Genomic DNA, 25,361 nt, shown 5'->3' on the forward strand with positions numbered 1-25,361 from the left:
CGGTTAAAAAGGCAGCCAGCTAGGCAGCGCGCCGACTGCCGCCATCCAGCCATTCGAGATCGGCTTGCGACAGCGTGATGTCGAGAGCGCGCAGGCTGTCGTCCAACTCGTCCAGCGTGCGTGGCCCGATCAGCGGGATGGATGGGAATGGCTGAGCGAGCACATAGGCCAGCGCAATATGAATCGGGCTCTTGCCCAGTCTCGCGGCGAGTTCGACCGCCCGGTCGCGGCGGCCGAAATTCCGCTCGGAGTACCAGACCCGCACCAGTTCCTCATTGTCTTGCTTGTCCCGACCTGCGCGATCGGTGAAGAAGCCGCGCCCCTGACTCGACCAGGCGAAATTCGGCATCTGCCTGGATGTCAGCCAGGCCTTCCATGGATCCGTGGAGGACGTGACGCAGCCTGCCCAGATCGGCTCCAGCATTTCAGCCAGCGAGAAATTGTTGGACAGCGCGCCAGGCTTTTGCTTGCCGGTACGTTCGGCATAGGCGATCGCCTCATCCATGCGTTCCATTGTCCAGTTCGAGCCGCCGAACGGGCCGCGGATGCGGCCGGCCTTGACCTCACGATCCATCGCATCGACGAATTCGCCGACCGGCACATCGGGATTGTCGCGGTGCATGAAGTAGACATCGACGTGATCGGTCTGCAGGCGTTCGAGCGACTGGTCGAGCTGCTTGCCGATCACATCGGGATAGCACAGCGGCGAGTGCGCGCCCTTGGCGATGACCACCGATTGCGCGCGCACGTCACGGTTTTTCAACCACTCGCCAAGCAGCTTCTCGGTATAGCCGCCGCCATAGACATAGCCGGTATCGAAGAGATTGCCGCCGGCCTCGAAATAGGCATCGAGCAGGATCGAGCCTGAGGAAAAGGTACGGAAATCCTCGAAGCCGAGCGCCACCACCGATGCCGGCTTCGACAGGCCGGGAATGGTGCGCTTGGCGATCGCCGTGCCGCCGGACCGCAAAGGCCGGCCGGAGATGGTGTTGGTGCGCTGCGCGGCTTTCTCGATCGCGTATTCCAGGCCGGCTGCCGCCCGCCATTTATCCAGCACGCGCAAGGTGCCGAGGCTTTCCGCCCATGCCATGCCCGGCCAGGCGAATTCTTGGCCGCCGGCTCGGATCGCCTCACCGGCTGCGTCGACCTCGAAGGAATAGACATGGCGCTTCTCGTCGACGCTGATGGTCTGGCGCGCGCCGGTGAATGCGATGATGTCGATCCGGCCGAGGCCGACGTCGCGGTTGCCGCCGGCGAACCAGAAGTCCGGCACTTCGATACGGCCCTTTGTGCCCAGGACGCGCAGCACATTGTCCTGGTTGAGCGAAATGCTGCAGGAGACTTCGGCGACAATGCCGCCTGGGAAATGCAGCAGCGCGGACGCCCATTCGTCGACGCCGGACTGGCCCAGATGGGCGGTGCCGACCACCTTGTCCGGCTCAGCGAAAGGTTGTCCTAGCGCCGCGCCGGCAATCAGCCGAACCATCGAGACGGGATAGCCGCCAACGTCGAGAATGCCGCCGCCGGCGAGATCGTTGGCATAGAGCCGGTGCTGCGGCATGAAGCCCGGCATGGCGAAGCCGAAGCTCGATTTGATCATCCTGATGTCGCCGATGACACCGGACCTGATCAGGTCCACCAGCTTCAGCGTCTGCGGGTGCAGCCGGTACATGAAGGCTTCGCCGAGGAATGTGCCGGCCTTGCGTGCGGCGTGCATCATGGCGTCGGCTTCGAAGGCGGTCAGCGCAAGCGGCTTTTCGCACAGCACATGCTTTCCGGCCTCGGCCGCCTTGATCGCCCATTGCGCATGACCGGGATGCGGTATCGAAATGTAGAAGGCATCGATGTCGGGATCGGCGAGCAGCGCGTCGTAGCCGTCGAGAATGCGGGCGCCGGGAAAACTCTCGGCGAGGCCGGGCTTGGCGGGATTTCGCGCGCCGATGGCGACCAGCTTTCCGGTGCGCGAAGCGGCCACGCCACCGGCAAAGGACTGGGCGATGCTGCCCGGGCCGAGGATGCCCCAGCGAATGGGCGTGGTTGCGGTCATTGTCATTCTCCTTGAAGGCTGGAAAGGGCCGGCGGTCAGCGCAGCCGCAGTCCTTTTTCGTCGAACAGGTAGGATTTGCGGATGGAAACGGTGATCTCTGATGTGTCGGGAACCTTCGTCGCGTCGCGCTGGATCACCACGTCGTCACCGTTGGCCGTTCTGGCGTAGAGGAAACTTGTGCCGCCCAGGTGCTCGACCACGTCGATGGCAACCACGAGGTCGGCGTCGCCCTCTCCGGCATTGCCGAAATGTTCGGGCCGCACGCCGACAATGACCTTGCTGCCGATTTTTGGGCTGCCCATTTCAGGTGCAGCGCCGGTCAGCGGTTGCGTGATGCAGGTCTTCTCCTGACCCGCCAGCTCGACCACGACACCACGCGCATCGTGCCCGACGACCCGGCCTTTGATGAAGTTCATCTTCGGCGAGCCGACAAAGCCCGCGACGAACTGATTGTCGGGGTTGTCGTAGAGATCGAGCGGGCGGCCGATCTGCTCGATATGGCCGGCGCGCATCACGACGATCCTGTCGGCGAGCGTCATCGCCTCGGTCTGGTCGTGCGTGACATAGATCATTGTCGTGCCGAGCTCCTTGTGCAGCCGGGAGATCTCGACGCGCATCTGAACGCGCAATTCGGCGTCGAGGTTGGAGAGCGGCTCGTCGAACAGGAACACCTGCGGTTCGCGCACGATGGCGCGGCCGATGGCGACGCGCTGGCGCTGTCCGCCGGAGAGTTTTTTCGGGCGCCTGTCCATCAATTCGCTGATGCGCAGGATCTCGGCCGCCCGCTTCACCCGCCGTTCGGTGTCGGCCTTTGGATTGCCGGTCATGCGCAAGCCGAAAGAGAGGTTCTGTTCGACGCTCATATGCGGATAGAGCGCGTAGGACTGGAACACCATGGCGATGCCGCGGTCGGCCGGCTCGACATCGTTGACCACCTTGCCGCCGATGGCGATCTCGCCGCCGCTGATGTCCTCGAGCCCGGCGATCATCCTGAGCAGCGTCGATTTTCCGCAGCCGGAGGGCCCGACGAAGACGACGAACTCGCCGTCCTTGATGTCGATGCTGGCGCCATGGACGACCTCGAAGACACCGAAGCGCTTGACGACATTGTTGAGCGTGACCGTTGCCATGCTGCCCCTTACTTGACCGCGCCGGCGGCGATGCCCGCGATGAAATGGCGCTGCAGCAGCACGAAGACGACGAGCATCGGCACCGTCAGCATCACCGCGCCCGCCATGATGCCGCCCCATGACACCTTGGTGAGGCCGATCAGCGTGCCGAGCGCCACCGGCGCCGTCATCGAACCGGGTTGGCTGTTGATCAAAAGCGGCCACAGATAATTGTTCCAGGAGGCGAGGAACAGGATGATGGCGAGTGCCGCCAGCATCGGCCGCGCCAAAGGCAGCGCGACGAAGAGGAAGATGCGCCATTCCTTGACGCCTTCGACGCGCGCCGCATCGAAGAGGTCGTCCGGCATCATCGAAAAACTCTGCCGCATGAACAGCACGCCGAGCGAATTGAACAGCGGCGGCACGATCAGCGCCACCCAGGTGTTGGCGAGCTTGAAGTCGCGCGCCACCATGATGAATTGCGGGATCAGCACGACCGCATAGGGAAGCGTGATGGTGCCGAGGATGATGGCGACAACCACGCCCTTGCCGAAGAACTGGTAGCGGGCCAGCGCCCAGCCGGCCATCGACGTCAGCAGCACCGACAGGATGGTGTAGGTCACCGCCACCGAGACCGAAATGCCGATGGCGCCGACGAAGTTCGTGTCACGCTGCAGATTGTTGAAATTGTCGATGAAATTGCCGTGCGGCAAAAGCTCGATGCCGGGGCTGAAGATGCCGTTGTCCGGCATGGTCGAGAACACCACCATCATCCACAGCGGAAACAGCCAGATCAGCGCCAGCGGCGTCAGGAACAGATGCAGAGCGATGCTGCGTCCCAGTCTGGCGGAGGAGCGCGAACTCATTTCGGTTCCCTCGTCAGCCACAGCTGCGCCAGCGTGATGGCGATCGCCAGCCCGGCCATGGTGTAGGCGACGGCCGACGCATAGCCGAAATTGAGCGACCGAAAACCCTGGCGATAGAGCAGCAGGCCAAGCGTCTCCGTACCGCCGCCAGGTCCGCCGCGTTCGGTGATCAGGAACGGCTCGGTGAACAGCTGCATGGTGCCGATGATCGACAGCACGAGGCAGAATACGATGACCGGCTTCAAGAGCGGCAGGGTGATGTAGAAGAACTGCTTGAGCTTGCTGACGCGGTCGAGCGTCGCCGCCTCGTAGACATCTTCGGGAATGGACTGCATGCCGGCGAGCAGAATGATGGCGTTGTAGCCGGCCCAGCGCCAGGTCACCGCGATCATGATCAGCGCCATCGCCGGCGTGACGTTGGAAAACCAGTCGATCTTGGGCAGGCCGACGCTGTTCAAAAGCTTGTTGATGATGCCGAAATCGAGGTTGAACATCAGCCGGAACACCGCCGAATAGGCGACCTCGCCGACCACCACCGGGGCGAAGAAGGCAAAGCGGTAGAGGCCGCGCGCCTTCAAGAGCGGCGAGTTCAACAGCACCGCCATGACAAGCGCCAGCGAGATCATCACCGGCACCTGGATGACAAGGATGAGCAGCGTGTTCTTCAGGGCGTTGAAGAAGGCCGGATCGCCGATCAACCGGCCCCAGTTGAAGCTCGGCGCGAACCGCCACGGCACGGTACGCGTCGCCTGGAAGGAGATCATGAAGGAGCTGATGATCGGCCACACCCAGAAGATCGCGAAGATCAGCAGATAGGGCGTGAGGAAGCGATAGGCCGTGGCGTTGCGGTTGCGCATCCTCATCCTCCTTCTATCGATTGTTGTTTCACGCCATCGCCTGGGTCTTCCCTTCTCCCTTGTGGGAGAAGGTGTCGCCGAAGGCGACGGATGAGGCGTGTTCCAGGGAATGCCAACGTCTCACTCCGCTGGAGCACCCCTCATCCGTCTCGGCGCTATCGTGCCGATCCACCTTCTCCCACAAGGGGAGAAGGAGAAGCGGTGGTTATGATTTGACGGGCAGTCCGGTCGCCGCCGCGATCTGGCTTGCGGCATCGTCGAGTGCCGTCTTGGCGTCGGGATAGCCGCCGGCCAGATACTTGGTCTGCACGGCGCGGACGATGATTTCGGCGTCGCTCTGGAACTGCGTGCCGCGGCTCGGAACAACCTTCGGCAAGGTGCCGAGAATATCCTTCCACACCGCCTGGCCGCCCCAATAGGGCAGACCTTCCGAGACGTAGGGGTCATTGAGCGCCGAGATCAGGGACGGCACCAGGCCGAACTCCTTCAGCATCGTGATCTGGCCTTCATTGGTTCCGAGCGTGTATTTCAGATAGGCGTAGGCTGCCTCCTTGTTCTTCGACGCCGAGGTGATAGCCAGCGAGGAACCGCCGAGATTGGCGGCGCGCGGCCCGTCGGCGGTGAGGCTCGGCATCAGATAGACGCCCCATTTGCCGTTTTCACCGGCAGATTCGGTGCGAATGGTGCCCTCATACCAGCCGCCATAGATCTGGGTGGCGACGGTGCCGGCGGTGTTGTTGGTGATCTTGGTGCCCCAGTCGGCCGACGAGATGATGCCGGCGTCCTTCATCTCCTTGACCTTGGTCATGGCATCGACGCATTTGGGCTGGTTGACCGTGATCGATTGTCCGTCCTCGGAGAAATAGGCGCAGCCCTGTTCGTTGGAGATCATGCGGAAGAATTCCGAGTCACCGTTGAAATCGGCATTGGTCATCGAGACGCCAGGATTGGCGGACTGGATCTTCTTGCCCGCGGCGATGAAATCGTCCCAGGTCTTGATCGAAGCCGGATCGACGCCGGCCTTTTCGTAGAAATCGCGGCGATAGAACGCGGCAACCGGGCCGGAATCCCACGGCATCGCGTAGGCCTTGTCGCCCACTTCCAGCTCGGTGCGCTTGAAATCGGGGAACTTTTTCTGGTCGTCGGCTGTGTAGCCGAGCGTATGCAGGTCGACGAAGCAGTCGGGGAACTGGCTCCAGTAATTCTCGGCCTCACCGTTCTCGACGGTGACGATGTCGGGCAGCCCGACGCCGCCGGCGGCGCAGCCGGCGATCGACTTGTCATAGGTCGGCTGGTTGCCGAGATCCTGGACGGTGACCTTGACCTCGGGAAATTGCTTGTTGAAGCCGGCAATGGTCGCCTTCAGCGATGAAGCCGCGACATTCCAGCTCCAGATGGTGATTTCGCCGGATTGCGCGAAGGCCGGGGCTGAGCCCAGGGCAAGCGCGAGCGCGGCGCAGGTCATTGTGATGCGCATTGAAATCCTCCCATTTCATTTGCTCTCTCACTGTGAGCGTGGCTAGACTATGCAGTGGGCAAGGCCTGTCGCCGTCAAAAGGAATATGAAATTGGCGGAAAGTAAGATGCCTGAACGGCCGTTCTACCAGCCTGGGGCCAGCAGCGTGGAAGGCCTGCCGCTGCTCCTGCAGATGTTTCACACCAATCCGTTGGTGATGCTCAAGCCGCACTGGCACGCCCAGGTCGAGGTTAATTTCATCGTGCGCGGCAGCGTGCATTACCGCATGAACGACCACGAGATTTCGCTTTCGGCCGGCGAGATGTGCCTGTTCTGGGGTGGCCTGCCGCACCAGATGGACGATTTGTCCGACGACGCCATCTATGCCGGGGCGCATCTGCCGCTGGTGCATTTCTTCCGGCTGCACCTGCCCACGGATATCAGGCACCGGCTGATGACCGGCGCGACACTGGTGACATCAGCCACCGACCAGTCCGACAACCATAATTTCGAGCGCTGGAACCGCTACGCCCGGTCCGGCGACCAGGCCAAGGCCGAACATGCCGTCAACGAATTGCTGCTGCGGCTGGAGCGGGTGCGGTTCGAGCCCTACCGGCTGGTATCCGCAACTCCGACCGACCAGGAAACAGGCAGCCCCTTCGACCAGCAATCGTCGCGCAATGTCGGTCGCATGTGCGATTTCATCGCCGAAAACTTCCTCTACGACATCGATTGCGTGAACATCGCGGCGGCCGCCGACATCCATCCCAAATATGCCATGAGCCTGTTCAAGAAATCCACCGGCATGACGCTCAACGAGTATGTGAACCTGTTGCGGCTGAGCTATGCGCAGGCGCTTTTGATGCATCAGGACGCCAATGTGCTGCGCGTCGCCATGGATTCGGGCTTCGGCTCGCTCAGCGCCTTCAACAAGTCGTTCCGCAAGCTCGCCGGCATGTCGCCCTCCGATTTTCGTAGAGGCGTGACCGGCGCCAGATAGGTAGCGGCGACCAATGCGGGTCTGAGCCGCGAAGCATTGTGCGCCTCGATCGCCGGCTAAAGGCAGTGCCACGGCATGTCAGCCGGCAACAGCGGCACGGACAGGGATGGCGAAGGCCGGATCGTGCCATGCCGTGCCCGATTCCGGCCCGCAAGCGGCATGGAAACCGGGGCACCGCACGGCGTCGCTTTTCCTGCCTGAAATCGCCCACTAGGCGCTGGACAGGCCGAATTCCCGTGCTATAACCCACGCGCTTTCAAGGGGCGCCCCACGGCGCCTCGATGAATTCCGGTCTGCGAGTTTTCGTTTGCCGGAACAGGCCCAGATAGCTCAGTTGGTAGAGCAGCGGACTGAAAATCCGCGTGTCGGTGGTTCGAATCCGCCTCTGGGCACCATTCCCTCTTCTCCCGACAGTCCCTTTCGCCGAAGCCTCTACGCTTCTGTTTGTGCAAATACCTGAAATCGTTGATTTTCTTGGTGCGTTTGGCGCGGTTGGTCGGGTTTTGTGGGATTTCGGCGTAGTTGGTCCAACGAGGCGGAGGGCTGGTATTTTCGCTGGTATTGGAGATCCTGATGGTATCGATGCAGCCAAATGGACGTCCCGAAAATGGCCCTTTCCGACGTGAAATGCCGAAATGCCCGACCCGCTTCAAAGCTCGTGAAATTGACTGACGGTGGCGGGCTGCAGCTTTGGGTGCAGCCTACTGGATCTCGCCTATGGCGCCTCGCCTATCGTTTTGGCGGCAAGCAGAAGCTTCTGGCGTTGGGCAGCTATCCACTCATCTCCCTCGCTGAGGCACGCGAGGCGCGGGATACCGCCAAACGTCTCCTCCTACGTGGCATCGACCCCGCACAGGAGCGTAAGTCGCAAAAGGCTTCGGCAGAAGACACCTTTCGGTCAATCGCGGAGGACTATGTCGACAAGCTGAAGAAGGAGGGACGTGCCGACCGGACCATCACAAAGGTCAAATGGTTGCTTGACTTTGCCTATCCAACGTTTGGGGACAAAGGCGTTCGGGAAATCGATCCGGCCACAATTCTTGTCGCTCTCCGCAGCGTGGAGGTTCGCGGTCGATACGAGTCGGCCAGGCGACTACGCTCCACAATCGGCAGCGTGTTTCGATATGCAATCGCAACCGCACGCGCCGATATAGATCCGACGGTCGCCCTGAGGGGCGCACTTGTCGGTCCGACGGTCACGCCACGTGCCGCGGTAACCGATCCTAAGGCCTTGGGAGGCTTGCTGAGGGCGATCAATGCATTTGACGGACAGCCTACAACCCGATCCGCCCTGCAGCTGATGGCCCTGCTGTTTCCCCGCCCCGGCGAGCTGCGCGCGGCCGGATGGGACGAGTTCGATTTCGAGAGCTCCGTGTGGAGCATCCCTGAAGGACGCATGAAGATGCGACGGCCGCACCGCGTACCTCTTTCGAGGCAGGCCGTCAGCGTCCTGACCTCACTTAGCGAAATCTCTGGTGATGGATCACTGCTGTTTCCCAGTGTTCGATCGGGTTCGCGTCCGATTTCCGACAACACGCTTAACGCCGCCCTTCGCCGTATGGGCTACGGCAAGGAAGAAGCGACCGCACACGGATTTCGAGCAACGGCATCAACTCTGCTAAACGAATGCGGAAAATGGCACCCCGACGCCATAGAGCGGCAACTGGCCCATGTTGAGAACAACGACGTTCGTCGCGCCTACGCCCGAGCAGAGCACTGGGAAGAGCGCGTCAAGATGATGCAATGGTGGGCCGACTATCTGGAGGAAATCGAGAACGCAAAACCTTTCGGTTGAACTTCAACCAAGTATGGGAGCAACCCCGATTCCCGCACTTATCATAACATACATGAACGCCTGCTGTGGGATGGGTTACATTAAGTCGGTGCAAGTATTTTCGGGTCCACGGCTAAAACTGACTGGCTCAATGCAGCCGGGTCGACCGCCATGCGTTTCGACCACTCCACGATATTCTGGGGTCGATAGGAAGGGTCTGCCCGCCAACGATCGAATACGCTGCTATCGATGGTTTCGTTGATCGTCGACGTCCGAGCTTTGGTTCCCTCAGCCGGTTGTACGCCGACCGTTCTAAAATACCGGCTGCTGAAGAACTGATATGTGCCACGTAGGAAACTGGCATAGGAGTCGGAAATGCGTGGTACGACGTTGGTTTGGTCAACATCCACGCCCCAGCGAAACTTGAGACCGAGCGGCGCAGCCTTGGCCATGAGCCACTTCAGTGGAATCTGGGCCAGCAGGTCACTTGCATACCCGCCCCCGACATTCGCATGAGCGCCGACAAACCAGCGCTGTTCGACCTCCTCAAGAGGACGAGGCGGGGCTGGGGTTGCGCCCAGAGGCGTTGTCCGGGTCCAGAGCGTTGGCCTGAACGAGTTGCGATGCTCGTCGATCGCCAAGGCGTGGTAGGCATGACGATTGCTAAGTCTCAGATGAGTATCGAGAAAGAGATGTTTTGCGATGTTGAACTTCACGAGGAACGGAATTCCCAATGAGCCCACAGTGTCCCAGATGCCTATAAAATCAATATCGACCGCGTCGGAATAACGGAGGATCCAGCGCTCCTCCGTCTCCAGATCGGCGGGCTTGATCTTGCCGTCTTTCACGCGCTTGAGAAGGTCGCGGATGGTGCTGTCGGTTCTTCGGCGGTAACGCTCATAAAGCTGTTTGACCGAAATGGGGGATCCTGGCTTGAGCAATCCGCATTTTGATATGAAACCTGACAGGCTTCTAGCGGTGTAGGCTCCCCGGCTGAAGCCGAAAATGAACAGCTGGTCGCCCTCGTTGTAATGGTCGATTAGCCACTGATATGCGTCGGTGATCTCGTGATCGAGGCCGTAGCCGAAGAGACCTCCCCTCACCTTCTCTCCATAGGTGGTCCCGACGCCAACGCTATAATAGACAAGTTGCTGCGGATCATCCGGGTCACACAGAGATTTGATGCGCCAGACATTTGTGTTGTCGCCGACAGTGTTCCAGGTGCCGTCGAGAAAGACGGCCACGCGTCTCGGATTGCTCATAGTTACCCGCCCCTTCAAACTTGCCGCGTGCATCCAATGGTCGAGCCACTCGATGTCAGGTCGATGTTGCGCCAACAGAACCTTGCAAACCCGCACCTAGGTGTAAGCAGACACCCTGAAAACGATATAGTTGAACAAAATTGGGCCGTTCGTTGATCTGTCGACGAGTTGGCCGGAGCTCGTGTTCCACGCCAAGGCGTTCCAATCCCACCCCGAAGAATCTCCCTGCGCGACAATGAACGAGCCATGCCGGAGCGGCACGGAAGTTTGGCTCTTCGCGAAATCAAGTCCGAGCTTGAAATAGAATACCTGCTTGTTCTTGTTCCTACTGAGAACGGACTGAACCACGCTGGATGTTAGGCCCACGAACGGTCTGAGAGCGGGTTGAGCCTTGGTCAAGAGCCCTAGACCTTCTTTAAACGGACCGCTCCCGATTGCGTTAAGAATGGTTTCATCGCCTTTACTGATGACGTTGATGGTCTTTCCTTCGAACGCTATTCCGTTTTGACCGACCGACACACCAAGAAAGATAGGCGATCCGCTGATTGCTGCGCTTGCCCCATCCTTGGCTTCCGTGGTCAGCGCGAAACGCAATTCTTCCGGCTCATTCTGGAGCTGATTTTTTCCGGTGAACTCGCACAGTATCTGGTGAGTGCCGGTACCTGGGTACCTGTGAATCCAAAACTTTTCGAGCGTAATCTTAACCCTCGAGTTCTTCAGGGCCTCGTCAGGTACGAGAGAGAACGCGCTCTGGATAGGCGCCAGTTTACCGCCCGATTCAGGAGGCAGGAAGCCGCACATCATTCCCGTATGCGCCCAGACCTGATTGCCCCAAGGGTTGCCGAGACCTTGTCCAACCCCGCCGCTGGGGAACAGCTCTTCCACCGCTTCATCGTCCCCGATGTCTTGGAGATAGCTCTTGATCGTCGCGCGACTCTTGTAGCCGATACTGTTTTTCTCCCCTGACATCTTAGGTCCTCACCCGGGTTGGGACTCGCTGCATCACGTCGACTCGCTTAGCTCTCACGCGCGCCTCTACGTCTGCGAAAACGTCTGTCCTCACGGGTTGGCTCATCTCAAGAGTCACGGCCAGGCCATAAGGCACTTCCGCCCCCGCAAAGGACGTCATTTCCGCCATTGCCTGAACACCTAGGAAAATATCACCCGACCCTCCCTGCGGAATCAGGTTTTTGCCCTCGAATACAAGGTGTTGGAGTGTACCGCGTCGCGCGGCGCGCCCGTCCGGGGAGAGTGTGCGTTTGATCCCTTTCCAGAAATCCCGCTTCCCATCGCCATCGACAACCTCGAGACGGACACCCCGGTAACGTCGCGATATAGGATCGATCGGACTGCTCCAGGCGAGTGTGACCACGGCCCGGCGAAGCTCGCGATTGTTGACCATCGCGCGGGGGATGGGAAGTCTGTACTCGTGGAGCGTATCGGGGAAAATTATGTCGTCAGCAAGCAGAGTGATGCGATTCCCTTGAGCACTGAAGACCCTCGAATGATCGGGACGGCCATACCCTAGCACGCTGCTGATGGCTTCTTTCTTTCGGAGAGCCCCACCCGGATAAAGTTCGTACAATATCTCGCCTGCGCCGCCCCACGTGCAGCCGTGAGCGAGCAGTGCCTTCAAGACGACCGCGCGCGTTTTCGCCTCTAGCCACTGCTCGCCGTTTTCGTCGAAGAGGTCCTCCAGAACGTCCACCAGCCGCGCGGCTGTTCGTGTGGTGAGAGCCGCAGCGTTACTTGTACCCGTACTGCGCCTTATTAGGTTTTGGGCAATGCCGACCCCAGGCGCCGCAGTCACCTGACCGACGTCCGGGTGCTCAATTGCCCAGGCCGAAACGAAGCCTGCATCGTCTTCCGAACGTGCCAGTTGCCGGCCGCCGAGTTCGACTATATCGGGTTTCACTGCTCTATTAATTCCAAGCCCAACGCTCGACGCGAGGTTTGCTACGCCCGACATTGTGTCAAAGGGGTCCACGAAACCGACGGGCGCTCCGACGGAACTGTCTCCATGTACCGCGCCCACAGTTAGTCCGTTGACGGTTTCCGCAGGACTCAACATTATCCTGCTCCCCCTGCTCCGATTCAGAGCGCTAAGCAGCGCGATCTGCCGCTCTACTGGATTGGCCGTTTCGAATGCATTGCAGTCGGCATAAGTGTCTACCGCAAAAGGCTCCATGTTGTTTCCGGCGCTGACGACAAAAAGCAGCCTGAAACAATGGCTAAGGTGGTCGAGCAGCTTCGCCCAGTAGCTCGCGCGCTGACTGAACGGCGCTTCTCGATCACAGATCGAATGGTTGATAACGACGACGTTTTCGGCCATGGGTCCCACGCCATCAGACCCTTCGACCAACGACAAGACCGCGCGATAAACGAGACCAAGCGGAAGCTGATCCTGCGGTGTGCATTCTTCTGCGAGGTTCTGCGGCGCGCCAAGTATCGGCACCACTTGCAGTAGCCGATCGATAGGAACAGTATCGTCACCCAAATCACCATGGATAATGAGAGATGCCATAGCGGTACCGTGCCTGCGCCTAGCCACCGGGACATTTACAGCATGAACGTCCACTTCGCTCACTCGCAGTCTGTTCCTCAGCAGGACGTGGTTCTCGACTGGGTAGCCATCGAGTAGCGCTACCACTGCAGGTCTTGCGTCAGGTGTCGACGGAGGGTCACGATGATCAGGGTCGGAGAATGCCGCATCCGCGGCTTCGCTTGTATAAAGCGACTGCGGTCGGACGCGCATCACGCGGTCGGCAGTCGACAGAGGCCCCTGGAGTGAGCCGAGGCGAAGCGCCTGATCGTTTGGTAGCTCGACTAGAGCTGCCTGGTATTGAATTTCTGGAATTGTAACGAAGTCGAGGACGGTTCCGGTCACCAGTGACATTAGATCGGTAACATAATCGCGTGCCGCCGCTCTCAAACTGAGGTCGCTTCGGAACCAGAGATCAATTTCCAACCGGATCGGTCGATCTGGAAATTTTCGCGTCATACGGTCGACAAAACGGGAGAGCGCGGGGTCGACCCTGTCTTTAGCTGACCATGTCCTGACGTCGTTCAGGTATGCGAAAAGGGGCCACCACTCCCGGTCGTGAGTCTTAGGCTTTGGCAGATTGGTGGAATACTGCTTCCATAGGGAAAGCACCTTCTGAAGACCGCGAACGGTCGGCATGGTGACATAGAGCATGCTCTGTCCGCTGTCGGCGGCAGGCTCGTCTGTTTCGTCGCCTTCCTCTTCGTCGCTAGTATCGTCATCGAAGTCTTCGCCGAGCCACTCAAACCCGGCTGCGCGTACCGCCGCGACAAACTTCGCCACGTTCGACAGGGGGCCGATCACTTCGAAAACGAGCGCGCGGTCGGGGGTTACTTCACTAGGGGACGTTGAAAGGTCCGCGCCGCTCAGAATCCGCCCAAGGCCACTTTCTATCTCGCCGAATTTTGCGTCATGGCGCCTTGCTTGCTCTCCCCAAGAGATCGCCTTCGGGAACCTCGCCCGTTGACCTTTGATTCGCTCTAGCCTTGCCGGTTCTCTGCTTATTCTTACTATCGGTTTCTGTGCCACCCGACTGAGCCCCCCCAACGCCTCGACGTCTATTCCACCTGTCGAGTGCTTGGGCGAATGCATCGCTGGGCCTCAACTTCCCATGCGATAGCACAACTTTTCTGCGAGCGTCGAGTGTTACGGCCTCTATTTCAGAGAATGTCTCTCCCTGAAATATTTTCACAAAATTCTCGGCGGTTATACCTAATTCACCGAGGGCGTTTTCCGTCTTCAGGTACCACTCCCGCAGTTCAGGCGCTCCGGGTTTTGGAAGGGTTAAGCGTATTTCGAATCTGCGCCAAACCGCCCTGTCGAGGAGCTCGGGATGATTGGTCGCGCAAATCACGATGCAACTACTCGGCAGCGCGTCCATGTTCAGCAGCAAAGAGCTGACGACCCGCTTAATCTCCCCGGTTTCGTGAGCATCAGCACGTTCCTTCCCAACACTGTCGAACTCATCAAAGAAGAGGACACAAGGCGTCCGGGTAGCATATTCGACAACTGATTGAAGCCTCGAGGCCGTCTCGCCTAGATAACTGCCAACCAGGCCATCGTAGCGAACGGTTAAAAACGGGAGCGCGAGTTCTGTGGCGACCGCCTCGGCAAGGCTCGTCTTTCCGGTGCCAGGCGGACCCACCAACATTATCGTATGGCGCGGCTCGAGCGAATGCGAGCGCAGCAACCCGGTCTGCCGGACTTCGTGAATCAGATCCTGAATTTCACAAAGAATCTCTTTTACAAGGACGAGTTGCTCCAACCGACGCGTTGGCGTGACCTCACGTAGCAGTGGCTGGAGACTTTCGGGTAACATGCTCGAACCTCCGCCGTAGAATCGCGCCGGCGACTGCTCGCGCACCAAGGTTCGTCCGAGATTGTCGCGTTTGTTCTGACGATGAGCCTCTTCGATAAGTGCCGTCAGGGCATCGCGGGTTGCCTTGCCATCCCCACTTTCCGGTCGCAGCTTGTGAACGGGTGTGTGTTTGGCCATCTAATCTTCCTTCGCCACAGCTCGGCGCGGCCTACGGTTCCATCCGCCAGAACCACTTTGCCTCGATATCATTAACGACTGCTGCACGGCACGCAAGCCGATCAATGCTGAAACCCCGGAACTATGCAACACCATGGTGCCCCTACTGTCTCACGAACTCCATAACACGGTACGTCAGGAGAGCAGGCCGACGCGCTACGACACCGTAAATCGAACGTAGCCCCCCAGTGGAACCGCCGACCAGGGATATCGAGATTGGAAGCGTCACGCGCATTTAACCGCGGACTATGCCTGCCTGCGGGTCACATTCCGCGCAACAGCTCTAAATTCGACAATAAAATAAAACCGCGAAGAAGGCCAACGGAGCACTCGCAGTCAGTTTAGCCCCGGTCGTGCAATGCAACCCGGAGCCGCCAGCTTAAGTGCCCCACCGGTAGCCTCTCCTGCCACCCGTTCACACCTTGCCGCCAGCTTAAGCCGAACAAACCTAGTCGGCCCCTTTCCCTTCGGCGCTCTTCCTCTCTAAGTCGGCACGGATGCCGAACGGCACCGACGACTTAACTTTGTGCTTCGCCACCAGGAGGCTCAGGAGCGAGACAGCGCTATGAAGAGTGATGCAATCTCGTATCCCCCACGAGGTCTAACTCGTGAGGAAGCAGCTCGCTACATCGGCGTCGGATCGTCGCTATTTGATGAAATGGTTGCCGATGGCCGCATGCCGAAGCCCAAGCGCATCAACAGCCGTGCTGTCTGGGACCGTGTGGCCCTCGACATAGCTTTCACCTCGTTGCCCGATAAAGATGGCGGTCTTAAAGAACTGCTGGAAAGAAGCAAACTGGACAGTCAAAGAAAAAGGTAAAATACGCTATTTGCGTATGCGACGTAGGCGTAGTATGAGCATTGCCGGGCGAAAGGCACGACATGAACGAGAATGAGAAACTTGCGCAGGAGGTGAAAGCCTGGCGGGCCAAGGAAGGGTTCACTGCAGAAGCCGCGGCCAAGGCGTTGGGAATACCAAGGCGCACGTTTGAGGGCATCGAGCAAGGAAGAGGCTTCCCCTATCCCCTCCTCCTGCGCGTTGCCATGGAAAGCAACGCTCTTTCGCTTACGGGAGTGCAGGAGAAATCGCGCCGTAAGGATTAGCTACGGTAGAAGTGCCGGAGGAGACTTTGATGGCCAGACCCTTCAAGGATGCCCGCTACCCAGGCGTCTCTTCGCGCATCAAGAACGGCAGGATCGTTTATCGCTATCGGGCAAAGGGCATGCCCGAAATCCGCCTTCCCGGCAAACCCGGCGATCCCGAGTTCGAGGCGGCTTACGAGAAGGCCACGCAGGGCCAACATAAGAACGCGGTTATCATCGATTTGCCCGGTCGGGCACTGCCAAAAACTTTTGGCCATGCCGCGCGCCGGCTTGAAACGACAATGGAGTGGTTGGATTTTGATGAAGCGACGCAGCAGAAGAATGCAAGACTGATTGAGCGTTTTCTCAACCTGCGGGTCGATCCAAACTACCCACTCACTTGGCGCGATACTCCGGTGGAACATCTCGACGCGGATAGGCTTCGCGCCATCATCGAAAGCATCTTCAGGACCAATCGCACAGTCGCCAAACACATGCTGGTTGCCATCAAGAAGCTTGTATGGGTCGCGACCGATGTCGAAAAATGGATAAAGCCGCACGACGATCCCTCGTTGTCCATCCGCGTGCGAGTGCCCAAATCGACCAGGAACCCGGCTTGGCCGATCGTGATGCGCGAAAGGTTCGAGGAGCGACACCCCATCGGCACAGCCGCACGCACCTGCTATGCACTCGGCTTTTGGCTTGGAAATCGGCGCGGCGATATCGCTGCTCTTGAGTGGGATGATCTTTTAACCGAAGAGATCGAACTGTTCGACGGCTCGCTCGTGCTGATCGAGGCCTTTGATTTCCGCCAGAAGAAGAACCGCAACCGCCATGGCGGGCGCGAGATGTTCATTCCGGTCGTAGACAAGCTAGCAGCGGCCCTGGAGCCGCTTGATCGCTCGCAAGGCGGCACTGTCTTAAAGAACGCCTATGGCAGGTCATTTTCGGAAAAGAGCCTAACGGGCATGATGCAGCACTGGACACGGCAGGCGGGAATTCCTGGCGGCTACACGCTCCATGGCCTACGCCGCACTTTCGGCACCTACCTTGCTGAATGCAACATCCAAGCGCGAGCCATCATGGAGGCAATGGGCCATTCCTCCATGACGGTAACAGATGATTATGTACGTGAGGCCAACAAAAAGCGGATCGCGGTTGATATTGCTCGTGCCATCAACGAGCGCGAGGCCAAACGTGACGCCATGAAGCGGCGGGCAAACCTCCGCATTGTCAGATAATCAAATCGAGTCGGAACAAACCGGGACCACGGTCTTTGCTTTGGGCCCATAATGGGCCCAAAACGTTTTGGGCCCAGGGCACTTTTTGTCAATAAAATCAATGGTTATGGTGGGCCCGGAGGGACTCGAACCCCCAACCAAGCGGTTATGAGCCGCCGGCTCTAACCATTGAGCTACAGGCCCCACGCGGGCTGGATTAATGTTTTTCGCATCGCGGCACAAGGCTTTCCCGACGGGCTTCCGCAGATCGCCCAAATCAACCCATAATCGCGCTCTACGCGACCCCTTGCGACTTGATCGCAGACCAAGGAGATTTTCATGACCAGACATCTTTTGCCTCTCGCGCTCGCCACTGCAATCGCTTTTCCGGCGATGGCTGGAGCCGCCGATCTGCCGACGCCGCCCCGCATCATCGTGTCGGGCGAAGGCGAAGCAACCGTAGCCCCCGATCTGGCGGTCCTGACGCTGAGCGTCATGCGCGAGGCCAAAACGGCGCGCGCCGCGCTCGATGCCAACAATGACGCCATGGCCGCCGTGATCGCGGCGATGAAGTCCGCCGGCATCAAGGACCGCGATCTGCAGACCGCTGGCATCCAGATCAACCCGCGCTACAACTACACCAACAAGCCGGACGGCAGTCAGGAAGCCGAACTCGTCGCCTACCAGGTGACCAACACGCTTTCGGTGCGGGTGCGCGACGTCGACAAGACAGGCGAGGTCCTCGATAAGGCGGTGTCGCTGGGCGTCAACCAGGGCGGCGGCATTGCCTTCACCAATGACAACCCGGCAGCCACGGTCACCGAGGCGCGCAAGAAGGCGGTCGCCGACGCCATGGCCAAGGCCAAGACGCTGGCCGAAGCCGCCGGCGTCAGCCTGGGCCGGGTGCTCGAGATCACAGACCAGAACATCAGGCCGGCGCCGATGCCGATCAATGCCAAAGCCTTCGATGCCGCGGCCGGCGCGGCTCCGGTACAGGCCGGTGAGAACGCCTACAATGTGCAGGTCACCGTCACCTTCGAACTGAAATAAGCGGCTCTGACGATCTGTGGCTGAGCCTGGCCACGGCAATCATCAACCAATAGCGTGCATGAAAAACCCGCGGGATTGCTCCCGCGGGTTTTTTCGAGCCACACCCTTCAAACGGAAAGGGGCTCGGCTAATCCAGACCAATCTTCGCAGAAGATTGTGTCTCCCGGCTGATCTTCGCAGAGGATCATGCCTCTTGATCGGCCAAACCCGAGCTTAGCGATAGATGACCGGGCAGCCGCGCTCATTGGCGAACACGACGACGACGCGGTCGCCATCCTGGCGGCCCGCCACTTTTACCGTACGACGGTTGACGTCGACGATCCGGACGCGGTGGAGGCCCATGCGTTCGGCCTTGTCGAGGGCGCGGTCCGGCGAGCAGCCACGGCGCCAGTTGCCACGGCGCTCGTCACGGCGATGGCGATAACCGTCGTCACCGGTATAGACGCCGAAACGCGGGTCGTTGTTGTTGCCGAAGCCGAGATAGAGGCTGTCGGCGTGAGCGGGAACGGCCGCCAGCGTGCCGAGACCGACCAGGGCCGAAAGGGCTGCCGTCTTGATCGTGTTGAACATCGTCTTCTCTCCTTTTTGCGGGCCTTCGCCCGTCCTCGTGAACCGATGGTGGGAGAATGCGCCTGCCTGTCTGAACTCTTTACGAACCTGCCGTTCATCTCCGGTTCATATGGCGGGAAAAGGAAAGTTCCGGCCATTCGCCATCGTCCCCAGCCCTTGGTGAAGGCCAGAACGCCTGACCCGGCGCCCCGGTTCCGACCCCGCGGATTGGCCGAATGTCTTCAAACGCGAGGTTCTTGCTCACCGCCGCTGGTCCTACGGCTCCTCGTCCAGCACATAGTCAAAATAGTCTTCCGGCTCGGCAAGATCGGTTTCGCTCGCCTTGACCCGGCCGCGCATCGAGATGCCGGCTTCATGCACGGTCTCGGCGCTGCCCGACACCAGCCGGTGCCACCAGTAGAGGTCGCGGCCCTCGGCCACCAGCCGATAGGCACAGGTGCTGGGCAGCCAGCTGATGGTTCGCACATTCTGCGGCGTCAGCCCGACGCAGTCGGGAACGCGCGCCAGCCGGTTGACGTAGTCCGAACAGCGGCAGGTCTCGGCATCGAACAGCCGACAGCCGACGCTGGTCCAGTATATCTCGCCGGTGTCCTCGTCCTCAAGCTTCGAAAGGCAGCATTTACCGCAGCCGTCGCACAGCGATTCCCACTCGGCCGGGCTCATCGCCTCCAGCGCCTTGGTTTTCCAGAATGGCGTTTCCATTTCCGGGATGTGGCCCCAGCCGCGGGCAAGGTCAAGCGCGGCAATGGTCGCAATTGCGGCTATCGCCAGGTGAATGACATGAAGTTGCCTTCAAAAGGTCGGTCAATCGCCCCGTACGGCCTCTATCCGTGCCAGACTGGAACCAATCGGCACAAGATCGGTTTCGGCAAGGATGGGACCCCACAAGGAGAATTTCGATGAAACGCCAACCACGGATTCTGGCAGGCACGGCACTCGGCCTGCTTATGGCATCCGCGCCGTTGGGCGCGTTCCCGCTTCAGGGAAGTGTCGCGTCCGGCCTTGCCCAGCGCACGGCAGCCCCATTCATCCTGGCGCAAGCAGCATGCGCCGAAGGCGAAGCCTGCGCACAACAGCAGCAGGCGGAACCCGAACAGAAGCGCGAGCGCAAGAAGGCCGAGCCTGAACAGCAGGCCGCGCCTGCCCAGAGCGAACAGCCCGCCGAGGAGCAGCAGCCACGCCGGAAGAAGCGCGACCAGCAGCAGCAGGCTGAGCAGGCGCCGGCCGAACAGGCAGCGCCAGCCGAGGAACAGCAGCCGCGCAGAAAGAAGCGCGACCAGCAGCAACAGACCGAACAGGCGCCGGCCGAACAGGCAGCGCCAGCCGAGGAACAGCAGCCGCGCAGAAAGAAGCGCGACCAGCAGCAGCAAACCGAGCAGGCGCCGGCCGAACAGGCAGCGCCAGCCGAGGAACAGCAGCCGCGCAGGAAGAAGCGCGACCAGCAGCAGCAAACCGAGCAGGCGCCGGCCAACCAGGCGGAACCGGCCAACGACAACCAGCCCGGCGAGCAGGCCAAGCCGCGCAAGAAGAACAGGCAGGACCAGCAGGCCCAACCTGAAGTCGCCCCGGCACCGAAAGAGGCTCCCGCTGGAGAGGCGACGGCCCCTGCCGGCGAACAGCCCGCGACCCAGGGCGAGCAGCCCCAGGCCCAGGGCGAGCAGCCCCAGGACACGACGAAGAAGCGTGTCAGGAAACCTGTTGGCGAGCAGCCGGCCACAGCCGAACAGCCAGCCACCGGCGAACAACCGGCCAATGGTGAGACGGCAGCACCGGCACAGGGCGAAAACCCGGTGCAAGGCGAAGCACCGGCCGATCCAAACGCCGCTCCCATCCTGGACAGCCAGAAGGACGCCGAGCGCAGGGGCGGCCGCAAGCAGGGCGACAAGATCGTCCCCCAGGATGGCGAGCAGCAGAATGGCGGGCAAAACGCCCAGCAAGGTGGCGATCAGGGCCGCAAGCCGGTGGCTGCTCCCATCGACCAAGGTCCGCCGCCCACCGACGACAGGGCCGCACAACAGGAGATCAAGCCCGAGAAGATCGCGCCGGTGACCGAGGAAAAGGGCACGCGCGTAGAGCGTGCGCCCGATGAGAACGTCCGTGACCGCCGGCGTCCGAAAGGCGTCGACGTCGTCAGGGAACTCGGCGACCGCGTCATCCTGCAGTTCAACAACCAGACATTCGTCGAGAGCAATGACGCCCCGCGCATGACCCGCGGCGCCAGGAACGTCTACTATGAGGATCTGTCGGGCGACCGCACCCGGGAAATCGTCGAGCGTGACAACGGTGTTCAGATCGTCACCATCCGCAACCGCTATGGCGACGTGATCCAGCGTTCGCGCATTGCGCCGGATGGACGCGAATATGTGCTGAGCTATGTCGATGAGCGGCACTATGAGGACGACAGCGACTGGCGCGATCCCGGCGATGATCTGCCGCCGATGCGGCTGACAATCCCGCGCGAGGAGTACATTCTGGACTCCGAGGATGTCGAAGATCCGGACGACTACTACACCTTCCTCGAACAGCCACCGGTGGAGAAGGTCCAGCGCCTCTACTCGATCGACGAGGTCAAACGTTCGGCCCGCGTGCGCGACATCGCACGGCGCGTCGATCTCGACACGCTCAACTTCGAATTCGGCTCGGCCTCGATCTCCGACACCGAGGTGCAGAAGCTCGAGGGCGTCGCGACGGCCATGGAGAAGCTGTTGAAGAAGAACCCTGCCGAGACCTTCCTGATCGAAGGTCACACCGACGCCGTCGGCACACCGGAGGCTAACCTGGCTCTTTCCGATCGCCGCGCGGAATCGGTGGCCGAGGCCTTGACCAACGCCTTCGGCATCCCGCCGGAGAACCTGACGACACAGGGCTATGGCGAGGAGTATCTGAAGGTCAATACGTCGGCGCCGAACCGCGAGAACCGGCGCGTCGGCATTCGCCGCATCACCTCGCTGGTGGCACCTGTGGCCAGCAACAATTAGGTCATGATTTCAAAATCATGTCCCGGTTTGTGGAATCGGCACGAGAAGCATCCATCCCCGGCACCGCCGGGGATGGATGGATGTGACGGGTTCAACAAGAATTGTACGGGCATTAGACACGGCTCATTGAATCGTGGGCCCAGCCACCCCAGATTCGGTGCTGGGCGTTCCCTGCCCCGTCCCGACTCCAGCGGGACGCATTGAACCCCGCCGGACCTTGTTCGGCGGGGTTTTTTGTCTTGCAAACGGTGGCGGCCTGGCCGAATACGGCCATTGTCTGAGAGATAACCAGCCGGAATCATCCCATGAAGCGTCTCGAACTCGCCATCGAATCGATCATTCTCGCTTCACGCTGGTTGCTCGTCGTTTTCTATATCGGCCTGGCCCTGGCATTGGCCGTCTATGCGCTGTCATTCGGCAAGAAGCTTTATGAGTTCATTACCCTGGCGTTCACGCTCGGTGACACCGACACTATCCTCAAGATGCTCGGCCTGATCGATGCCGCACTGGTTGCCTCGCTGGTGGTGATGGTCATCATCTCGGGCTACGAGAACTTCGTCAGCCGCTTCGACGACCAGGAGGGTGGCGTGCACTGGCTGGGCACCATCGATGTCGGCTCGCTGAAGGTCAAGGTTGCCTCGACCATCGTCGCCATCTCGTCCATCCACCTTTTGCAGGTGTTTTTGAACTCGTCGACCTACACGACCGACCAGCTGATGTGGCTGACCATCATCCATCTCGCCTTCGTCGTCTCGGCCCTCATGCTCGCCTATATCGACCGGCTGATGGGCCTCGGCAAAGGCAAGAAGGATGAGGCGTAAGCAAGCGCCTGCCGGACCTTGAATCACCCCGGCAGGGTTTGCGCACTATCGCTTTGTTTGAACTAGGCTTTGCCGTGGCTCAGCCACGGCGGACGGCTTAGCTCGACGCTCACAATGACGCGGATCTAGTAGATGCTCTTGATCTTGCTGTCCGTGCGGGCAAACACCTCGTCAGGGACAAAAAAGTCACCGGCCAGAGGCCCTGTCGCACCTGGCGCATAGGCTGAAAAGTCGCTGACGCCCTCGGCGCGCAGCACCTCCTCGTCGATGTAGAAATTACCTGTTGTCTCGCGCGCCGGGCGCATGAAGATGGCATGCGCGGCGTCGGCCATGATGTCGGGCAAACGGCTCATCGCCGCCACCGTCGCGCCGCCGAGCAGATTGCGCACCGCCGCCGTGTCGATGGTCGAGATCGGCCACAGTGAATTGACGGCGATGCCGTCCTTGGCGAACTCCGCACTCATGCCCAGCGTGCACATCGACATGCCGAACTTGGCCATCGTGTAGGCGACGTGGTTCCTGAACCACTTGGCCTTCATGTCGAGCGGCGGCGCCAGATTCAGGATGTGAGCATTTTGCGCCAACTTCAGGTGAGGAATGCACATTTTCGAGACCAGGAAGGTACCGCGCGTGTTGATCTGATGCATCAGATCGTAGCGTTTCATGTCGGTCTCGAGCGTGCCGGTGAGTTGGATGGCGCTGGCATTGTTGACGCAGATGTCGATGCCGCCGAATTTTTCCACGGTCCTGGCGACCGCCTCGGCCACCTGCGCCTCCTCGCGGATGTCGCACAAAACAGGCAGCGCCTTGCCGCCAGCCTGCTCGATCTCTTCGGCAGCGCTATAAATCGTGCCCGGCAGCTTCGGATGCGGTTCGGCGGTCTTGGCCGCGATCGTCACATTGGCGCCGTCGCGCGCCGCGCGCAGCGCGATCGCCAGCCCGATGCCGCGCGACCCGCCGGAGATGAACAGCGTCTTTCCCTTGAGCGACATTTCCTTGCGCCTCCCTTGCAACACAACAGGCGCAAACCTTTGCGCGGCGGGCGACCGCAGCGCAAGACCCGACACGCTGGACACCGCGTTACGCAGCGTAGGGTTTATGACTAAACCAGCACCAACCCTTGGCGCATCGCAATGGCAATCGCATCGGTGCGGTTGGCCGCACCGAGCTTGATCAGGATTGCGGCGACATGGAACTTCGCGGTGTGCACCGAAATGTTCAGCCGCCGCGCGATCACCTTGTTTGGGGCGCCCTCGGCCAGCAGCGCCAACACTTCCGCCTCGCGCGGCGACAGCGTTGGGCGGGCGGCATGCTCGTCGGAGGCCTCCTCCTCGAACGGCTCGCCATCGCCGGCACGGAAATCCTCATGGCGTCCGCTTCCGCGCTCGCCCGAGACGCGATAGCCGGCCGCGGCCAGCCGCGCCGCCGCGGCGATCAACAAATCGTCCGCGCCAGCGGACATCACGGCCAGCACCTCACCGGCGGGCCGCTCGCCGCCAGCGCGTCCGGTCAGCAGCACCCGTGGAATGAGCGCCGGCACGCCATCAGCAATGCTGTCGTCAACGATGGCGACGTCGGCTCTTCCACCGCCGGCCACGACCGGCAGCAGGTCATCGCTCGCGGCCAGCGAGGCCGCCAGGCGCTCGGCGCGTGACGCATCGCCAAGTGCAATCAGCACCACCAGCCGCCGCGAGACGGCACCGTCATGCATGATCCTGTCGCTGGTGAGCGTGTCCATGGATGCCCTCAGCTCAGCGGCTTTTCGCCGATTGTCAGCACGACATCGCGCTGTTCGCCGCCGCGCACGACACCGAGCGTCACCGAAGCGCCGGCACTGTCGGGTCCGAGCCTGCGGATCAGGTCCCGCGGGCCGTGCACCGCCTCACCGTTCCACGCCACGATGATATCGCCAAGAGAGAGACCGGCGGCCTTCGCGGGACCCTCGTCATCGAGGCTCATCACCATTGCGCCCTGCGCGTCGCGGTCGCGTACCGGGTGCAGGCCGGCGCCGAGATAGCCGCGCGCGACATGGCCCTTTTCGCGCAAGGTCGCGACCGCCCGCTCGATCGTCTCGTAAGGCATGACCAGCGCCCGGTGGCGCGGTCCAAACAACAGCATGCCGATCAGCGCACCCTTGGCGTCGAGAACCGGGCCGCCCTCGAAACGGCCGCCGGCGCCGACGGCAAGATTGATGCGCCGGTCGATGGTGCCGCCGCGCATCGAGCGCCAGGCCGGGCCGACTTCGCCCACCGAGCCCGAAACAGCCAAAGCCGAACCGTCGCTGCTGCCGATGGCAATGGCGATGTTGCCCGGCCGCACCGCATCGGCCTTGGCCAGCGGCGCGGCGCTGACGGCCTCCGCCGGCTTCAGCAGGGCAACACCGGTCGAAGGGTCGCGGCCAACCAGCTCGGCCTTCACCGTTTCCCCCGAGGCCAACACCAGATCGATCTCCTCGCCGGCCTCGACAGCCTCTTCAGCGGTGACGAAATAGCCGTCACGCCAGTGGAAGGCGCTTGCCGTGCGGTGATGATGCGTGGCGAAGCCAGCCGTCGCCGGCGCGGCCTTGGCGGCGAGATCGGCGACGGCTTGCGAAAACGCGCTCAGATTGAAATCGCTCATAATGGTCTCCTGGGTTCATCCATGCCCCAGATATCGCTCGACAGCGCGTCCGCGGGTACTCGCCTGACGGCT

General features: G+C 60.9%; 22 protein-coding genes and 2 tRNA genes. 9 read left to right on the forward strand and 15 right to left on the reverse strand.

Annotated features, from left to right (window positions below; translation table 11 throughout):
- Positions 1-19: 19 nt before the first annotated feature.
- From AC0L24_RS27540 to AC0L24_RS27560, 5 genes are all read right to left on the reverse strand, one after another.
- Positions 20-2,047 carry an aldo/keto reductase gene (locus AC0L24_RS27540; RefSeq protein ID WP_292693719.1) on the reverse strand — a complete coding sequence of 676 codons (2,028 nt, stop codon included), beginning with the start codon at positions 2,045-2,047 and terminating at the stop codon, positions 20-22.
- 35 nt (positions 2,048-2,082) lie between these two features.
- On the reverse strand, positions 2,083-3,177 hold the full coding sequence (locus AC0L24_RS27545; protein ID WP_127807907.1) for an ABC transporter ATP-binding protein: 1,095 nt from the start codon (positions 3,175-3,177) through the stop codon (positions 2,083-2,085).
- Between the two features lie 8 nt (positions 3,178-3,185).
- Positions 3,186-4,022 carry a carbohydrate ABC transporter permease gene (locus AC0L24_RS27550; protein WP_127256867.1) on the reverse strand — a complete coding sequence of 279 codons (837 nt, stop codon included), beginning with the start codon at positions 4,020-4,022 and terminating at the stop codon, positions 3,186-3,188.
- Positions 4,019-4,879, reverse strand: a complete 861-nt coding sequence (locus AC0L24_RS27555; protein WP_013530184.1) for a carbohydrate ABC transporter permease — start codon at positions 4,877-4,879, stop codon at positions 4,019-4,021. The genes AC0L24_RS27550 and AC0L24_RS27555 overlap by 4 nt, the downstream gene beginning before the upstream one ends.
- A 205-nt stretch (positions 4,880-5,084) precedes the next feature.
- Complete coding sequence (locus tag AC0L24_RS27560; RefSeq protein ID WP_127396935.1) at positions 5,085-6,356, reverse strand: extracellular solute-binding protein; 1,272 nt, start codon at positions 6,354-6,356, stop codon at positions 5,085-5,087.
- Positions 6,357-6,441: 85 nt separating this feature from the next.
- On the opposite strand from AC0L24_RS27560, the gene AC0L24_RS27565 reads away from it, so the two are divergent.
- From AC0L24_RS27565 to AC0L24_RS27575, 3 genes are all read left to right on the forward strand, one after another.
- Positions 6,442-7,335: a helix-turn-helix domain-containing protein gene (locus AC0L24_RS27565; RefSeq protein ID WP_024504770.1), complete on the forward strand. Its 894-nt coding sequence runs from the start codon at positions 6,442-6,444 to the stop codon at positions 7,333-7,335.
- Positions 7,336-7,654: 319 nt separating this feature from the next.
- Positions 7,655-7,730: transfer RNA gene (locus AC0L24_RS27570), tRNA-Phe, on the forward strand.
- Positions 7,731-7,942: 212 nt separating this feature from the next.
- A complete protein-coding gene (locus tag AC0L24_RS27575) occupies positions 7,943-9,130 on the forward strand; it encodes a tyrosine-type recombinase/integrase (RefSeq protein WP_473564408.1) in 1,188 nt (395 codons plus the stop codon).
- 80 nt (positions 9,131-9,210) lie between these two features.
- Here AC0L24_RS27575 and AC0L24_RS27580 read toward each other — a convergent pair whose 3' ends face one another.
- From AC0L24_RS27580 to AC0L24_RS27595, 4 genes are all read right to left on the reverse strand, one after another.
- Positions 9,211-10,371 (reverse strand): DUF2235 domain-containing protein, encoded by a 1,161-nt coding sequence (locus AC0L24_RS27580; protein WP_473564409.1) that lies wholly within the window; start codon positions 10,369-10,371, stop codon positions 9,211-9,213.
- 96 nt (positions 10,372-10,467) lie between these two features.
- Entirely contained in the window at positions 10,468-11,340 is an 873-nt protein-coding gene (locus tag AC0L24_RS27585; RefSeq protein ID WP_473564410.1) for a hypothetical protein, read from the reverse strand.
- Between the two features lies 1 nt (position 11,341).
- The gene (locus tag AC0L24_RS27590; protein ID WP_473564411.1) at positions 11,342-13,942 is read right to left on the reverse strand and encodes a S8 family serine peptidase; all 2,601 of its coding nucleotides are present in this window, start codon (positions 13,940-13,942) and stop codon (positions 11,342-11,344) included.
- On the reverse strand, positions 13,824-14,909 hold the full coding sequence (locus AC0L24_RS27595; protein ID WP_473564412.1) for an AAA family ATPase: 1,086 nt from the start codon (positions 14,907-14,909) through the stop codon (positions 13,824-13,826). The genes AC0L24_RS27590 and AC0L24_RS27595 overlap by 119 nt, the downstream gene beginning before the upstream one ends.
- A 604-nt stretch (positions 14,910-15,513) precedes the next feature.
- On the opposite strand from AC0L24_RS27595, the gene AC0L24_RS27600 reads away from it, so the two are divergent.
- From AC0L24_RS27600 to AC0L24_RS27610, 3 genes are all read left to right on the forward strand, one after another.
- Entirely contained in the window at positions 15,514-15,768 is a 255-nt protein-coding gene (locus tag AC0L24_RS27600) for a helix-turn-helix transcriptional regulator (protein WP_473564414.1), read from the forward strand.
- Between the two features lie 62 nt (positions 15,769-15,830).
- Positions 15,831-16,052 (forward strand): helix-turn-helix domain-containing protein, encoded by a 222-nt coding sequence (locus tag AC0L24_RS27605; RefSeq protein ID WP_473564416.1) that lies wholly within the window; start codon positions 15,831-15,833, stop codon positions 16,050-16,052.
- A gap of 29 nt (positions 16,053-16,081) precedes the next feature.
- Positions 16,082-17,272, forward strand: coding sequence for a site-specific integrase (locus tag AC0L24_RS27610; protein ID WP_473564418.1), 1,191 nt, complete (start codon positions 16,082-16,084; stop codon positions 17,270-17,272).
- Between the two features lie 107 nt (positions 17,273-17,379).
- On the opposite strand, the gene AC0L24_RS27615 is transcribed toward AC0L24_RS27610, so the two are convergent.
- A tRNA-Ile gene (locus AC0L24_RS27615) sits at positions 17,380-17,455 on the reverse strand.
- A gap of 135 nt (positions 17,456-17,590) precedes the next feature.
- Between AC0L24_RS27615 and AC0L24_RS27620 the strand changes: the two genes are divergently transcribed.
- Entirely contained in the window at positions 17,591-18,301 is a 711-nt protein-coding gene (locus AC0L24_RS27620) for an SIMPL domain-containing protein (RefSeq protein ID WP_127809630.1), read from the forward strand.
- Between the two features lie 213 nt (positions 18,302-18,514).
- On the opposite strand, the gene AC0L24_RS27625 is transcribed toward AC0L24_RS27620, so the two are convergent.
- Entirely contained in the window at positions 18,515-18,871 is a 357-nt protein-coding gene (locus AC0L24_RS27625) for a hypothetical protein (RefSeq protein ID WP_127326311.1), read from the reverse strand.
- 255 nt (positions 18,872-19,126) lie between these two features.
- The gene (locus AC0L24_RS27630) at positions 19,127-19,573 is read right to left on the reverse strand and encodes a YcgN family cysteine cluster protein (protein WP_127318366.1); all 447 of its coding nucleotides are present in this window, start codon (positions 19,571-19,573) and stop codon (positions 19,127-19,129) included.
- Between the two features lie 197 nt (positions 19,574-19,770).
- Here AC0L24_RS27630 and AC0L24_RS27635 point away from each other — a divergent pair, with 197 nt between their 5' ends.
- Both AC0L24_RS27635 and AC0L24_RS27640 read left to right on the forward strand, forming a co-directional pair.
- Positions 19,771-21,849 (forward strand): OmpA family protein, encoded by a 2,079-nt coding sequence (locus AC0L24_RS27635; protein ID WP_473564420.1) that lies wholly within the window; start codon positions 19,771-19,773, stop codon positions 21,847-21,849.
- A 305-nt stretch (positions 21,850-22,154) separates the two neighbouring features.
- Complete coding sequence (locus tag AC0L24_RS27640; RefSeq protein ID WP_127269030.1) at positions 22,155-22,670, forward strand: TIGR00645 family protein; 516 nt, start codon at positions 22,155-22,157, stop codon at positions 22,668-22,670.
- 125 nt (positions 22,671-22,795) lie between these two features.
- Here AC0L24_RS27640 and AC0L24_RS27645 read toward each other — a convergent pair whose 3' ends face one another.
- The 3 genes from AC0L24_RS27645 to AC0L24_RS27655 all read right to left on the reverse strand — a co-directional run bounded on the left by AC0L24_RS27645 (position 22,796) and on the right by AC0L24_RS27655 (position 25,289).
- Entirely contained in the window at positions 22,796-23,662 is an 867-nt protein-coding gene (locus AC0L24_RS27645) for an SDR family oxidoreductase (RefSeq protein WP_127269031.1), read from the reverse strand.
- Between the two features lie 110 nt (positions 23,663-23,772).
- Positions 23,773-24,408: a helix-turn-helix transcriptional regulator gene (locus AC0L24_RS27650; protein WP_473564422.1), complete on the reverse strand. Its 636-nt coding sequence runs from the start codon at positions 24,406-24,408 to the stop codon at positions 23,773-23,775.
- Between the two features lie 8 nt (positions 24,409-24,416).
- Positions 24,417-25,289 (reverse strand): S1C family serine protease, encoded by an 873-nt coding sequence (locus AC0L24_RS27655; RefSeq protein ID WP_127271164.1) that lies wholly within the window; start codon positions 25,287-25,289, stop codon positions 24,417-24,419.
- Positions 25,290-25,361: the final 72 nt, after the last annotated feature.

The organism is Mesorhizobium sp. WSM4809 (assembly GCF_055811655.1).

Coding starts and splice junctions, on each gene's coding strand:
- AC0L24_RS27635 (WP_473564420.1), top strand. CDS start 19,771: ATGAAACGCCAACCACGGATTCTGGCAGGCACGGCACTCGGCCTGCTT.
- AC0L24_RS27600 (WP_473564414.1), top strand. CDS start 15,514: ATGAAGAGTGATGCAATCTCGTATCCCCCACGAGGTCTAACTCGTGAG.
- AC0L24_RS27575 (WP_473564408.1), top strand. CDS start 7,943: ATGGCCCTTTCCGACGTGAAATGCCGAAATGCCCGACCCGCTTCAAAG.
- AC0L24_RS27650 (WP_473564422.1), bottom strand. CDS start 24,408: ATGGACACGCTCACCAGCGACAGGATCATGCATGACGGTGCCGTCTCG.
- AC0L24_RS27580 (WP_473564409.1), bottom strand. CDS start 10,371: ATGAGCAATCCGAGACGCGTGGCCGTCTTTCTCGACGGCACCTGGAAC.
- AC0L24_RS27585 (WP_473564410.1), bottom strand. CDS start 11,340: ATGTCAGGGGAGAAAAACAGTATCGGCTACAAGAGTCGCGCGACGATC.
- AC0L24_RS27605 (WP_473564416.1), top strand. CDS start 15,831: ATGAACGAGAATGAGAAACTTGCGCAGGAGGTGAAAGCCTGGCGGGCC.
- AC0L24_RS27565 (WP_024504770.1), top strand. CDS start 6,442: ATGAAATTGGCGGAAAGTAAGATGCCTGAACGGCCGTTCTACCAGCCT.
- AC0L24_RS27540 (WP_292693719.1), bottom strand. CDS start 2,047: ATGACCGCAACCACGCCCATTCGCTGGGGCATCCTCGGCCCGGGCAGC.
- AC0L24_RS27645 (WP_127269031.1), bottom strand. CDS start 23,662: ATGTCGCTCAAGGGAAAGACGCTGTTCATCTCCGGCGGGTCGCGCGGC.
- AC0L24_RS27630 (WP_127318366.1), bottom strand. CDS start 19,573: ATGGAAACGCCATTCTGGAAAACCAAGGCGCTGGAGGCGATGAGCCCG.
- AC0L24_RS27655 (WP_127271164.1), bottom strand. CDS start 25,289: ATGAGCGATTTCAATCTGAGCGCGTTTTCGCAAGCCGTCGCCGATCTC.
- AC0L24_RS27595 (WP_473564412.1), bottom strand. CDS start 14,909: ATGGCCAAACACACACCCGTTCACAAGCTGCGACCGGAAAGTGGGGAT.
- AC0L24_RS27560 (WP_127396935.1), bottom strand. CDS start 6,356: ATGCGCATCACAATGACCTGCGCCGCGCTCGCGCTTGCCCTGGGCTCA.
- AC0L24_RS27610 (WP_473564418.1), top strand. CDS start 16,082: ATGGCCAGACCCTTCAAGGATGCCCGCTACCCAGGCGTCTCTTCGCGC.
- AC0L24_RS27545 (WP_127807907.1), bottom strand. CDS start 3,177: ATGGCAACGGTCACGCTCAACAATGTCGTCAAGCGCTTCGGTGTCTTC.
- AC0L24_RS27620 (WP_127809630.1), top strand. CDS start 17,591: ATGACCAGACATCTTTTGCCTCTCGCGCTCGCCACTGCAATCGCTTTT.
- AC0L24_RS27555 (WP_013530184.1), bottom strand. CDS start 4,879: ATGCGCAACCGCAACGCCACGGCCTATCGCTTCCTCACGCCCTATCTG.
- AC0L24_RS27625 (WP_127326311.1), bottom strand. CDS start 18,871: ATGTTCAACACGATCAAGACGGCAGCCCTTTCGGCCCTGGTCGGTCTC.
- AC0L24_RS27640 (WP_127269030.1), top strand. CDS start 22,155: ATGAAGCGTCTCGAACTCGCCATCGAATCGATCATTCTCGCTTCACGC.
- AC0L24_RS27550 (WP_127256867.1), bottom strand. CDS start 4,022: ATGAGTTCGCGCTCCTCCGCCAGACTGGGACGCAGCATCGCTCTGCAT.